The 13,031-nt window shown below is 64.2% G+C and carries 10 protein-coding genes; 9 read left to right on the forward strand and 1 reads right to left on the reverse strand.

What is annotated here, in order from left to right:
• Positions 1-270: 270 nt before the first annotated feature.
• From J4E58_RS30080 to J4E58_RS30115, 8 genes are all read left to right on the forward strand, one after another.
• On the forward strand, positions 271-1,581 hold the full coding sequence (locus tag J4E58_RS30080) for a sugar ABC transporter substrate-binding protein (protein WP_087091013.1): 1,311 nt from the start codon (positions 271-273) through the stop codon (positions 1,579-1,581).
• 124 nt (positions 1,582-1,705) lie between these two features.
• Positions 1,706-2,632, forward strand: a complete 927-nt coding sequence (locus J4E58_RS30085; RefSeq protein ID WP_087091014.1) for a carbohydrate ABC transporter permease — start codon at positions 1,706-1,708, stop codon at positions 2,630-2,632.
• 10 nt (positions 2,633-2,642) lie between these two features.
• The gene (locus tag J4E58_RS30090; protein WP_009043804.1) at positions 2,643-3,473 is read left to right on the forward strand and encodes a carbohydrate ABC transporter permease; all 831 of its coding nucleotides are present in this window, start codon (positions 2,643-2,645) and stop codon (positions 3,471-3,473) included.
• A 180-nt stretch (positions 3,474-3,653) separates the two neighbouring features.
• Positions 3,654-4,757, forward strand: a complete 1,104-nt coding sequence (locus tag J4E58_RS30095; RefSeq protein WP_087091015.1) for an ABC transporter ATP-binding protein — start codon at positions 3,654-3,656, stop codon at positions 4,755-4,757.
• A gap of 14 nt (positions 4,758-4,771) precedes the next feature.
• A complete protein-coding gene (locus J4E58_RS30100; protein ID WP_087091016.1) occupies positions 4,772-6,256 on the forward strand; it encodes a mannitol dehydrogenase family protein in 1,485 nt (494 codons plus the stop codon).
• Positions 6,257-6,372: 116 nt separating this feature from the next.
• Positions 6,373-7,881, forward strand: a complete 1,509-nt coding sequence (gene xylB, locus J4E58_RS30105; RefSeq protein ID WP_087091017.1) for a xylulokinase — start codon at positions 6,373-6,375, stop codon at positions 7,879-7,881.
• A 2-nt stretch (positions 7,882-7,883) separates the two neighbouring features.
• Entirely contained in the window at positions 7,884-8,822 is a 939-nt protein-coding gene (locus J4E58_RS30110) for a carbohydrate kinase (RefSeq protein WP_087091018.1), read from the forward strand.
• A 62-nt stretch (positions 8,823-8,884) separates the two neighbouring features.
• On the forward strand, positions 8,885-9,502 hold the full coding sequence (locus tag J4E58_RS30115) for a hypothetical protein (RefSeq protein ID WP_087091019.1): 618 nt from the start codon (positions 8,885-8,887) through the stop codon (positions 9,500-9,502).
• Between the two features lie 307 nt (positions 9,503-9,809).
• On the opposite strand, the gene J4E58_RS30120 is transcribed toward J4E58_RS30115, so the two are convergent.
• Positions 9,810-11,120: an OprD family porin gene (locus tag J4E58_RS30120; RefSeq protein ID WP_087091176.1), complete on the reverse strand. Its 1,311-nt coding sequence runs from the start codon at positions 11,118-11,120 to the stop codon at positions 9,810-9,812.
• Positions 11,121-11,892: 772 nt separating this feature from the next.
• Here J4E58_RS30120 and J4E58_RS30125 point away from each other — a divergent pair.
• Positions 11,893-12,921 (forward strand): NAD-dependent epimerase/dehydratase family protein, encoded by a 1,029-nt coding sequence (locus J4E58_RS30125; RefSeq protein WP_087091020.1) that lies wholly within the window; start codon positions 11,893-11,895, stop codon positions 12,919-12,921.
• The last annotated feature ends 110 nt before the right edge of the window (positions 12,922-13,031 follow it).

Raw genomic sequence — 13,031 nt, forward strand, 5'->3', positions numbered from 1 at the left:
TCTCCGGTCCAGGCCGCCACGGTAAAAAAACCAATACGCAATCTCCCCTGCTTTACCCGGCCCGAACGGGCGAATCCTTGGCCCATGGCGGCTTGCGCCGGGCGGAGGATTTCATCGCAGTGCAAAAAAGTATCGATTCAAGTGTCAGGGATGATTTGTCAGCGCGGTCGTTGAGGGCTGTAATCAGCCCACATTCTTCCCAGCATCCGGAAGACACAACAACAATAACCGTCCTTCTGCCGCCCACCGGGCCCGGAAGAGGAGTGCACGATGAAACCCTGCATCAAAGCCCTGCTCGTCACCACTTGCATGACCTTAAGCGGCGTCAGCCTCGGCGCCCAGACCGTGACCATCGCCACCGTCAACAACAGCGACATGATCCGCATGCAGAAACTCTCGAAGGCCTTCGAGAGCGAGCATCCGGACATCAAGCTGAACTGGGTGGTGCTCGAAGAAAACGTGCTGCGCCAGCGCCTGACCACCGACATCGCCACCCAGGGCGGGCAATTCGACGTGCTGACCATCGGCATGTACGAAGCCGCACTGTGGGGCGCCAAGGGCTGGCTGCAACCGATGCAGGACCTGCCCGCCGCCTATGACCTGCAGGACATCTTCCCCTCGGTACGCGAAGGCCTGTCGGCCAAGGGCACACTGTACGCCCTGCCGTTCTACGCCGAAAGCTCGATGACCTACTACCGCACCGACCTGTTCAAGGATGCCGGCCTGGTCATGCCCGAACACCCGACCTGGGAACAGATCGGCGAGTTCGCCGGCAAACTCAACAAACCCGAGCAGGAACAGTACGGCATCTGCCTGCGCGGCAAGGCCGGCTGGGGCGAGAACATGGCCCTGATCACCACCCTGGCCAACGGTTTCGGCGCGCGCTGGTTCAATGAGCAGTGGCAGCCGGAGTTCAACGGGCCGGAATGGAAAAACGCCCTGGCCTTCTACGTCGACACCATGAAAAAGGCCGGCCCGCCCGGCGCCTCCAGCAACGGTTTCAACGAGAACCTGGCGCTGTTCAACAGCGGCAAGTGCGCGATCTGGGTCGACGCCAGCGTCGCCGGCTCCTTCGTCACCGACAAGGCGCAGAGCAAGGTCAGCGAACACGTCGGCTTTACCTACGCGCCGCAGCAGGTGACCGACAAGGGCAGCGCCTGGATGTACTCCTGGGCGCTGGCGATCCCCACCAGTTCCAAGGCCAAGGACGCCGCGCAAACCTTCGCCACCTGGGCCACGTCCAAGGAATACGGGGCCCTGGTCGCCGAGAAAGAGGGCATTGCCAACGTACCGCCGGGCACCCGCGCCTCCACCTACAGCGAGGCCTATATGCAGGCCGCGCCGTTCGCCAGGGTGACCCTGGAATCGCTGAAAGTCGCCGACCCGACCAGGCCGACCCTCAAGCCGGTGCCCTACATCGGTATCCAGCTGGTGACCATCCCCGAGTTCCAGGCCATCGGCACCCAGGTCGGCAAGCTGTTCTCCGCCGCGCTGATCGGCCAGACCACGGTCGACCAGGCCCTGGCCGCCGCGCAGCAGACCACCGAACGCGAAATGAAACGCGCCGGCTACCCCAAGTAATCCCCCATCCCTGTACCTGTAGGAGCGAGCTTGCTCGCGATGCTTTCCACGCCTTCGGCGTGATCGCGAGCAAGCTCGCTCCTACGGGAGGGAACGCATCTACACCTGAACGGTTGTGATCGCCATGAATACCTCGACTGCCAACGCTCATCTGCAAATCCCCCAGGCCGCGCGCAAGCGCCGCCTGCTCAACCCCGGCTGGTTCCTGGTCAGCCCCTCGGTGGCGCTGTTGCTGCTGTGGATGATCGTGCCGCTGGGCATGACCCTGTACTTCTCGCTGATCCGCTACAACCTGCTGTACCCCGGCGAGAACCAGTTCGTCGGCCTGGAGAACTTCACCTACTTCCTCACCGACTCGGGCTTCCTGCCCGGGGCCGCCAACACCCTGTTGCTGGTGGGCAGCGTGCTGCTGATCAGCGTGGTGTTCGGGGTGCTGATCAGCGCCCTGCTGGAGGCCAGCGAGTTCCTCGGCCGCGGCATTGTCCGGGTGCTGCTGATCTCGCCGTTCTTCATCATGCCCACGGTGGGCGCGCTGATCTGGAAGAACCTGATCTTCCACCCGGTGTCGGGGATTCTCGCCGCGGTGTGGAAGCTGTTCGGCGCCCAGCCGGTGGACTGGCTGGCCCACTACCCGCTGCTGTCGATCATCATCATTGTCTCGTGGCAGTGGCTGCCGTTCGCGATCCTGATCCTGATGACCGCCATGCAGTCGCTGGACCAGGAACAGAAGGAAGCCGCGCGCCTGGATGGCGCCGGGGCCATCGCGATCTTCTGGCACCTGACCCTGCCGCACCTGGCGCGGCCAATCGCGGTGGTGGTGATGATCGAGACCATCTTCCTGCTCTCGGTGTTCGCCGAAATCTTCACTACCACCAACGGTGGCCCGGGCTACGCCTCGACCAACCTCGCCTACCTGATCTACAACCAGGCGCTGGTGCAGTTCGACGTCGGCATGGCCTCGGCCGGCGGCCTGATCGCCGTGGTCATCGCCAATATCGCCGCGATCGTCCTGGTACGGATGCTCGGCAAAAACCTGACTGACAAGCCCTGAGGTGCGCGCCATGACCCTGCAACAATCCCGCCGCCTGCAAAGCCTGCTGCTCGGCACCCTGGCCTGGGCCATCGCGATCCTGATCTTCTTCCCGATCTTCTGGATGCTGCTGACCAGCTTCAAGAGTGAAATCGACGCCTTTGCCACGCCGCCGCAGTTCATCTTCACGCCGACGCTGGAGAACTACCTGCACATCAACGAGCGCAGCAACTACTTCGCCTTCGCCTGGAACTCGGTGGTGATCTCCTTCAGCGCCACCGCCCTGTGCCTGCTGATCGCGGTGCCGGCGGCCTACTCCATGGCCTTCTACGAAACCCGCAACACCAAGCGCACCCTGCTGTGGATGCTGTCGACCAAGATGCTGCCGCCGGTGGGCGTGCTGATGCCGATCTACCTGCTGGCCAAGAGCTTTGGCCTGCTGGACACGCGCATCGCGCTGATCGCGATCTACACCCTGATCAACCTGCCGATCGTGGTCTGGATGATTTACACCTACTTCAAGGACATCCCCCGGGACATCCTCGAGGCCGCGCGGCTGGACGGCGCGACCCTGGGCCAGGAAATGCTCCGGGTGCTGCTGCCGATCGCCAAGGGCGGGCTGGCCTCCACCGTGCTGCTGTCGCTGATCCTGTGCTGGAACGAGGCGTTCTGGTCGCTGAACCTGACCTCGTCCAACGCCGCGCCGCTGACCGCGCTGATCGCCTCCTACTCCAGCCCCGAAGGGCTGTTCTGGGCCAAGCTCTCGGCGGTCTCGACCCTGGCCTGCGCGCCGATCCTGATCTTCGGCTGGATCAGCCAGAAACAACTGGTGCGCGGCCTGTCCTTCGGCGCCGTGAAATAAACCGAACTCCCCCCTTGATCAACGCTGCTCCAAACCTTGATCAAAACCCTGTAGCCGCTGCCGCAGGCTGCGATCGGCCCCGAAGGGGTCGTGCTTTTCAAGACCGCGGGAAGGCTCTTCGAGCCTTATCGCAGCCTGCGGCAGCGGCTACACCGACATTCAGAAACATGGAGGCTCGTCATGGCCAACCTGAAAATCAACAATCTGCAAAAAGGCTTCGAAGGTTTTTCCATCATCAAGGGCATCGACCTGGAGGTGCGCGACAAGGAGTTCGTGGTCTTCGTCGGCCCCTCGGGCTGCGGCAAATCCACCCTGCTGCGGCTGATCGCCGGCCTGGAGGAAGTCAGCGGCGGCACCATCGAGCTCGATGGCCGCGACATCACCGAGGTCAGCCCGGCCAAGCGCGACCTGGCCATGGTGTTCCAGACCTACGCCCTGTACCCGCACATGAGCGTGCGCAAGAACATGTCCTTCGCCCTGGACCTGGCCGGCGTGCCGAAAGCCGAGGTGCAACAGAAGGTCGACGAAGCGGCGCGCATCCTCGAACTGGGGCCGATGCTCGAGCGCAAGCCCAAGCAGCTGTCCGGCGGCCAGCGCCAGCGCGTAGCGATTGGCCGGGCCATCGTGCGCAACCCGAAGATCTTCCTGTTCGACGAGCCGCTGTCCAACCTCGACGCGGCGCTGCGGGTGCAGATGCGCCTGGAGCTGGCGCGCCTGCATAAAGAGCTGCAGGCGACCATGATCTACGTGACCCACGACCAGGTCGAAGCCATGACCCTGGCCGACAAGGTGGTGGTGCTCAATGGCGGGCGCGTGGAACAGGTGGGCTCGCCGCTGGAGCTGTACCACAGCCCGGCCAACCTGTTTGTCGCCGGTTTCCTCGGCACGCCGAAGATGGGTTTTCTCAAGGGCCGGCTGAGCCGGGTCGATGGCCAGGGCTGCGAGGTGCTGCTGGAGGCCGGCACCCGCGTCCAGCTGCCGCAGAGCGGCGCCCACTTGAGCGTCGGCAGCCCGGTGACCCTGGGCATTCGTCCCGAGCACCTGGAGCTGGCCCGGCCGGGCGACTGCACCCTGCAGGTCACCGCCGACGTTAGCGAACGCCTGGGCAGCGACACCTTCTGCCACGTCGTCACCGCTTCCGGCGAGGCCCTGACCATGCGCATCCGCGGCGACCTGGCCAGCGCCTATGGCCAGCAGCTGAGCCTGAACCTGGACGCCGAGCACTGCCACCTCTTCGATGCCGACGGCGTGGCCGTGGCCAGGCCGCTGCGCGCCGCCGCCTGAACGAGAACCGAACGATGAAACTGAACCGACACAACCTCCACCACCTGGCCCCTGAAGTCCGCCTGCCCGCCTACGACCTGGTCGAGACCCGACAAGGCATGGTGCATATCGGCGTGGGTGGTTTCCACCGGGCGCACCAGGCCTATTACACCGATGCCCTGATGAACACCGGCGAAGGCCTGGACTGGAGCATCTGCGGAATCGGCCTGCGCGCCGAGGACCGCCGCGCCCGCGACGACCTGGCCGGCCAGGACTACCTGTTCACCCTGTTCGAGCTGGGCGACAGCGATGCCGCCGAAGTGCGGGTGATCGGCGCCATTAGCGACATGCTGCTGGCCGAAGACGGCGCCCAGGCGCTGATCGACAAACTGGCCAGCCCGCAGATCCGCATCGTCTCGCTGACCATTACCGAGGGTGGCTACTGCATCGACGACAGCAGCGGCGAGTTCATGGCCCACCTGCCGCAGATCCAGCACGACCTGGCCCACCCGCAGCAGCCGCAGACCGTGTTCGGTTTTCTCTGCGCGGCCCTGGCCCAGCGCCGGGCGGCCGGGGTCCCGGCCTTTACCCTGATGTCCTGCGATAACCTGCCGCACAACGGCGCGGTGACCCGCAAGGCGCTGCTGGCCTTCGCCGGGCAGCGCGACGCCGACCTGCGCGACTGGATCGCCACCCACGTCAGCTTCCCCAATGCCATGGTCGACCGCATCACACCGATGACCAGCACCGCCCACCGTCTGCAGTTGCACGACCAGCACGGCATCGACGACGCCTGGCCGGTGGTCTGCGAGCCCTTTGCGCAATGGGTGCTGGAAGACAAGTTCGTCAGCGGCCGGCCGGCCTGGGAAAAGGTCGGCGTGCAATTCACCGACGACGTCACGCCCTATGAGGAGATGAAGATCAAGCTGCTCAACGGCAGCCACCTGGCCCTGACCTACCTGGGGTTCCTCAAGGGTTATCGCTTTGTCCACGAGACCATGGCCGACCCGCTGTTCGTGGCGTACATGCGCGCCTACATGGACCTGGATGTGACCCCGCAACTGGCGCCGGTGCCGGGCATCGACCTCTGCGCCTACAAGGACACCCTGGTGGCGCGTTTCTCCAACCGGGCGATTGCCGACCAATTGGAGCGGGTCTGCTCCGACGGCTCGTCGAAGCTGCCCAAGTTCAGCGTGCCGACCCTCAACCGCCTGATCGCCGATGGCCGCGACACCGAGCGCGCCGCCCTGGTGGTCGCCGCCTGGGCCCGGTACCTCAAGGGCGTGGACGAAAACGGCGACACCTACCGCATTCCCGACCCGCGCGCCGCGTTCTGCCAGGCGCTGGTGGCGGACGACGCACTGATCAGCCAGCGATTGCTGGCGGTCGAAGAGATCTTCGGCAGCGCCATCCCCAACTCGCCGGCCTTTGTCGAAGCCTTCGAACGCTGCTACAGCAGCCTGCGCGACAACGGCGTGACCCGCACCCTGGAGCGGGTGTTGGACAAACCGACAGCGTGACCCGGGAGATTTTTCGCGAGCAAGCTCGCTCCTACAGATGAGCATGATCCCCTGTAGGAGCGAGCTTGCTCGCGATAGAGCGCAACGCGCTCACAACCTATCGACGAGCATCTCGAATGAACCACAGACAGCTTTTCCTAGGCATCGACTGCGGCACCCAGGGCACCAAGGCCATCGTCCTCGACGCCGCCAGCGGTGAAGTACTGGGCCTGGGCGCGGCGCCCCACAGCCTGATCAGCGGCGCCAACGGCCGCCGTGAACAGGACGTCGAGCAATGGCGCGAGGCGTTCACCCTGGCCACCCGCCGTGCGTTATTGGCGGCGGGGGTCGGCGGCCTGGACATCCTCGGCATCGGCGTCTCCGGCCAGCAGCACGGCCTGGTCCTGCTCGACCAGCAGGGCCAGGTGCTGCGCCCGGCCAAGCTCTGGTGCGACACCGAATCCACCCCGCAGAACCAGCGCCTGCTGGATTACCTGGGCGGCGAACAGGGCTCCCTGGAACGCCTCGGTGTGGCGATTGCTCCCGGCTACACCGTGTCGAAACTGCTGTGGACCCGGGAACAGCATCCGCAGATTTTCCAGCGCATCGCCCATGTGCTGCTGCCCCACGACTACCTGAATTACTGGCTGACCGGCCGCTGCTGCAGCGAATACGGCGATGCCTCGGGCACCGGCTATTTCAACGTGCGCAGCCGTCAGTGGGACCTGGAACTGCTCCGGCACATCGACCCCGACGGCCGCCTGGAAGCCGCCTTGCCGGAACTGCTCGAAGCCGACCAGCCGGTGGGCACGCTGCTGCCGGAGCTCGCCCGGCACCTGGGCCTCAACCCGCGGGCGCTGGTGTCCAGCGGTGGCGGCGACAACATGCTCGGGGCCATCGGCACCGGCAATATCCAGCCCGGGGCGATCACCATGAGCCTGGGTTCCTCCGGCACCCTGTACGCCTATGCCGAGCAACCCCGGGTCAGCGCGGACGCCACGGTGGCGACCTTCTGCTCCTCCAGCGGCGGCTGGCTGCCGCTGATCTGCACCATGAACCTGACCAATGCCACCGGCGCGGTGCGCGAACTGTTCGAGCTGGATATCGACGCCTTCAACCAGCTGGTGGCGCAGGCGCCGATCGGTGCCGAGGGCGTGTGCATGCTGCCGTTCCTCAATGGCGAGCGGGTCCCCGCCCTGCCCCATGCCAGCGGCAGCCTGCTGGGGCTGACCGCCGACAACCTGACCCGGGCCAACCTGTGCCGCGCGGTGGTCGAGGGCACCACCTTCGGCCTGCGCTACGGCCTCGACCTGCTGCGCCACAACGGCCTGCAAAGCCAGGGCATCCGCCTGATCGGCGGCGGTTCGAAAAGCCCGCTGTGGCGGCAGATGGTCGCCGATATCATGCACACCCCGGTGGTCTGCACCGAGCAGAGCGAGGCCGCGGCCCTGGGCGCGGCGATCCAGGCGGCCTGGTGCTATTCCCGCAGCAGCGGCCAGCCGCAGAGCCTGGCGCAATTGTGCCAGCGCTGCGTGAGGCTCGATGCAAGCAGCGAAACCTTGCCGATAGCGGCCAATGTCGCGGCCTATCAGCAGGCCTATGAACGTTACCAACAGCATGTGGCAACCCTTTTGAAGAGCGAATGACTATGTATCTGGTCTGTGGTGAAGCACTGTTCGATTTTTTCAGCGAAGACGATGCCAGCGGTCGGGCATCGCGGGTCAACTTCCAGGCCATCGCCGGCGGTTCGCCCTTTAACGTCGCGGTCGGTCTGCGCCGCCTGGGCGTGGACGCGGCGCTGTTCGCCGGGCTGTCCACCGACTACCTCGGCCGGCGCCTGTTGCAGGTGCTGCGCGACGAAGGCGTGGCCGAGGACCACCTGCTGCACGTCGAGGCGCCGACCACCCTGGCGATGGTCGCGGTGGGCGCCGACGGCTCGCCGCAATACAGCTTCCGTGGCGAAGGCTGCGCCGACCGCCAGTTGCAGCTCAGCGACCTGCCGCCGCTCGACAGGCGGGTGCGCGGCCTGCACATCGGTTCGTTTTCCCTGGTGGTGCAGCCGATCGGCGACACCCTGCTGGCGCTGGTGCGTCGCGAGCGCGGCCAGCGCCTGATCAGCCTCGACCCCAACGTGCGCCTCAACCCGGCCCCGGACATCCAGCTGTGGCGCCAACGCATCGACACCCTGGTCCGGCTGGCCGACCTGATCAAGGTCAGCGACGAAGACTTGCACCTGCTCTACCCCGGCCAGGATCCGCAGCACGTGATCGAAGGCTGGCTGCAGCATCACTGCCAGCTGGTGTTCCTGACCCGCGGCGCAGAGGGCGCGACGGTGTTCAGCCGGGTGCATGGCCGCTGGTCGGCACCGGCCATGCCGATTAAGATGGCCGACACCGTGGGCGCCGGCGACACCTTCCAGGCCGCCTTGATTGCCTGGCTGACCGAACGGCAGCTGGATTCGTTGGAGGGTGTGGCGGGCTTGAGCCGGGACCAGATCGACCAGATGCTCAGGTTCGCCATCCGCGCCGCGGCGCTGACCTGTGGCAAGACCGGACCGGACCTGCCCTATCGCCACCAACTGAACTGATCGCAGGGGCGCCGCATTCGTACCACATTGGCGCCCCCATCGACCCGAATAGAGCCTTGCCTTTGACCCGCTTTGCCTGTGCCGCCGTAGTCTTCCCCCTCATCCTGACCGGCTGCGCGACCTCGCCGCCGGCCAACCCCAACGACATCTGCGAGATCTTTCGCGAGAAAAGCGACTGGTACAAAGCCGCCAAGGCCACCGAAGAGAAATGGGGGGTGCCGATCCAGGTACCGCTGTCGATCATCTACCAGGAATCGAGCTTCAAGCAGGACGCCTTGCCGCCACGCAAATACCTGTTGTGGGTGATTCCCTGGGGCCGGGTGAGCACGGCGGCCGGCTACCCGCAGGCCAAGGACGAAGTCTGGGGCGACTACCAGCGCAAAGGCGACAACTACTGGGCCAGCCGCACCAACTTCGCCGACGCCACCGACTTTATCGGCTGGTACATGGACCAGACCACACGGGTCAACGGCGTGACCAAGCAGGACGCCTACCGCCAGTACCTGAACTATCACGAAGGCTGGGGCGGCTACCGCCGGCAGACCTATACGGCCAAGCCCTGGCTGCAAACCGTGGCAATGAAGGTGCAAAGCCGTTCCAGCCTGTACGGCCAGCAATACGCCAGCTGCCGGGAAGAGTTGAACCGCGGCTTCTGGAGCCGCTTCTGGCATTGGCTGTAACGGCCCGAACTGTGCTTGTGCACATCTCCCCGGCCTGCGCACTCCCTGTAGCCGCTGCCGAGCTCCGCGAGGCTGCGACCGGCTGCAAGGCAGCCGCAAAAGCCAGCAACGCGATCTATCTGAAGTGGCCGCGTGCAGATCGCGACTACTGCGTAGTCGATCGCAGCCTCGCAGGCTCGGCAGCGGCTACACAGACACCGCGAACCCCGTAGCCGCTGGCGCAGCCTGCGATCGGGCGCGCAGCGGCCGCAAAACCTGCCAACGCGTTTATCCAGACAGATCGCGGATTCAGCTTCCGGCAGCGCCGTCAGAGAATCGAGAAGTTGTAGCTGACGATCAGCCGCGTCTCGTCCACGTCCCGCGCGTATTTTTCGTAGTTGCTGCGGTAGGTGGCGTTACGCAGGCGCAGGCTGACGTCCTTGAAGGTGCCGCTCTGCACCACGTACTTGAGTTCGCTGTCGCGTTCCCACTCGCGGCCTTCCTGGTCGCTGCCCGGGACCTTGATATGGTCGCCGCTGACATAGCGGGTCAGGAAGCTCAGGCCGTTGATGCCGATGGCCTTGAAGTCATAGTCATAGCGCAGCTGCCAGGAGCGCTCCTGGGCGGCGGCGAAGTCGTTGACCTGCACATAGTTGACCAGGTACGGGTTGCTGCCATCGAGGTACGGCATCGAATTGTCGCCGTTCATGCGCTGCCAGCCGGCGCTGAAGGTATGGCCGTCGATGGCGTAGCCGAGCATGCCGCTCAGGGCGCGGTTGTCGATGGAACCGGCGCGCTCGGCGCCGCTGTCGGCGCTCTTGAGCAGGCGCAGGTCAGCCTTGAGCACGCCCTGGCCCAGCGGCTGGTTGGCCAGCAGGCCGATGAAGTGCTGGCGGTAGATGTCTTCCAGCTCGGCGTAGTGATACTGACCGGTCAGGCGGTCGTTGAACTTGTAGTCGATGCCGTACATGTCGAAATGGTCGGCGGTGATGTTGCAGGCATACCGCTTGTTCTTGCAGTGCACGCGGATGTCCTGGGCGTCCGTGGAGTCCCGGGCGGTGTACTTGTCCAGCCGCGCAGCCGTGAACGTCAGGTCCTTGATCTCTTTGGAGGTGAGCATGGCGCCGTTGAACATGGTCGGCAGCAGGCGCCCGTCGTTGTACTTGAGCAGCGGCAGGTCCGGCAGCAGCGCGCCGTACTTGAGCACGCTCTGCGACAGGCGCACCTTGGCGGTCAGGCCGAGCTTGGCGTACTGGTCCTTGGAACCCCGCGGGTCCTGGCCGCTGGACGGCAGCAGGCCGCTGTTGCTGCGGTCGGGGCTGGAATCGAGCTTGAAACCGAGCATGCCCAGCGCGTCGATACCAAAGCCGACGGTGCCTTCGGTGTAGCCCGATTGCAGGTTGAGAATGAACCCTTGCGCCGACTCTTCGCGCTTGGAGGCTCCCTGATCGTTGCCGGTATGGCCGTCGCGGAAGTCACGGTTGAAGTAGATGGTGCGCGACTCGAGCTTGGCGCTGCTGTCTTCGAAGAAACCCGCGGCCTCGGCCCGGGCGGTAAAACCCGCGCACAGGCACAGGGCGCCGAGGCCCACCGTTGGATAACGCAGCGGTCGGAATGAGTGCAGCAAAGGGAAAGGCATGAAAAGCTCCAGCAGTGCATCGGTAAAGCAGATGAAAGAAGGCAATAGCAATCCATCTGGCGAATCATTTCTGGCCAGGTGAATTGATCAAATCAATGTTGATTGCAAATGATGGCAGATGGCTTTGACGGGCCACACCCGACTTTAGTCTGAAGCGGCTACAGCCTTTGGCTCTGAGCGCTCTCCTTCAACGCGCTGCCCTCGCCTGGAACAAAGCGATCATTTCCAACACTCTTTGCCTTTCTCCAGGCTCTTGGCCAAGGCGCTATTCATTGGGCGCTTCGAGAGGTTTTGGATCCAAGGAAGCCTGCGCCCAGGATAAAAATGGTTTTTTTCGTTAAAACTTCTACCGCTCGTCGGATTAATTTGCCCTTCCGGGTTTGTTACCCAGGAATTGCCCCAAGGCATTCATAAGCCTTTAATTAAGGTTATCTAGTTGATTTTAAACGTTGTTACTTCTTAAACATGGTTATACAGAACGCCTTCGTCATTTATATAACACGACAAAACGCCAATTAACCGACTCCTCGCTGTGGTAGTGTCAAAAAAAGAACGCGAAAAGGACTTGCACCTATTCAGTTCTTTAAAAAGTGAGCCATGAAACTCACGCATTACCCATCACGGATGAGGTTCCTCCCTTGGATGTCAGCGTTTTTGGTACCGGCCATGTCGGCCTGGTACAAGCAGTCGCCCTCGCCATCGCGCGGGACATCGCTCGCCATTGTCACCCGGGCAGTGGCTTGCCCTGGCGCGTACCGGGGGCGCTCTGCGCATGAATATCCTGATCACCGGGGCCGCCGGCTTCATCGGCGCCCATACCGCTCTGCGTTTGCTCAAGGATGGGCATCAGGTCACCGGGCTGGATAATTTCAACGACTACTACGACCCGCAACTCAAGCACTACCGGGTGCGCTGGGTGGAGCAGCAGGTGGGACAGTTCCCGCTGTACCGCCTCGATCTCGGCGATACCGAAGCCCTCGACCGGCTGTTCGCCCAGGTTCGCCCGCAGGTGGTGATCAATCTGGCGGCCCAGGCCGGGGGACGTTATTCCCTGGAAAACCCCAAGGCTTACCTGCACAACAACCTCGGCGGCTTTCTCAACCTGCTGGAAATGTGCCGGCGCTATCCGCCCGAACACCTGATTTATGCCTCGTCCAGTTCGGTGTACGGCGCCAACCATCAACTGCCGCACAAGGCCAGCGACACCGTGGACCATCCGCTGTCGCTGTACGCCGCGAGCAAAAGGGCCAATGAGCTGATGGCCCATAGCTACAGCCATCTGTTCGACATGCCGGCCACCGGCCTGCGCTTCTTTACCGTATATGGCCCCTGGGGACGCCCGGACATGTCGCCGGTGCTGTTCGCCCAGGCCATCTGCGAAGGCCGTCCGCTGAAGCTGTTCAACTACGGCATGCACCAGCGCGACTTCACCTATATCGACGACCTGGTCGAATCTCTGGTTCGCCTGCTGGGCAAGCCACCGGTGCGCAACCCCTTGTGGAACCGCGAACACCCCGATCCCGCCACCAGCATGGCGCCTTGGCGTCTATTCAATATCGGCGGGCAACGTTCGGTGGAACTCAAGGACTACGTCGCCACCTTGGAGCAACTGCTCGGGCGCAAGGCACAGGTCGAGTACCTGCCGTTGCAACCCGGCACCGTGCTGAACACCTGCGCCGATGCCAGCGCCCTGGAGAACGTCACCGGCTTCGGCCCTCAGGTCCCCCTGGCCGAGGGCCTGGGACGCTTTGTCGATTGGTTCCAGAGCTACTACCGGCCGCCGTTGCCCCCGCGTTCCTGACGCGACAACGACCAGCCCCCGGCGACAGCCTGTATCGCCCTTGCGGGCCAGCTGGCCGACGGCGATTGCGGCGCTGGCTCGCTGCTCGAAAGCCCGTCGCCGGCCCACGT

It is taken from the genome of Pseudomonas sp. FW305-25 (assembly GCF_017351415.1).
Classification (GTDB): domain Bacteria; phylum Pseudomonadota; class Gammaproteobacteria; order Pseudomonadales; family Pseudomonadaceae; genus Aquipseudomonas; species Aquipseudomonas chlororaphis.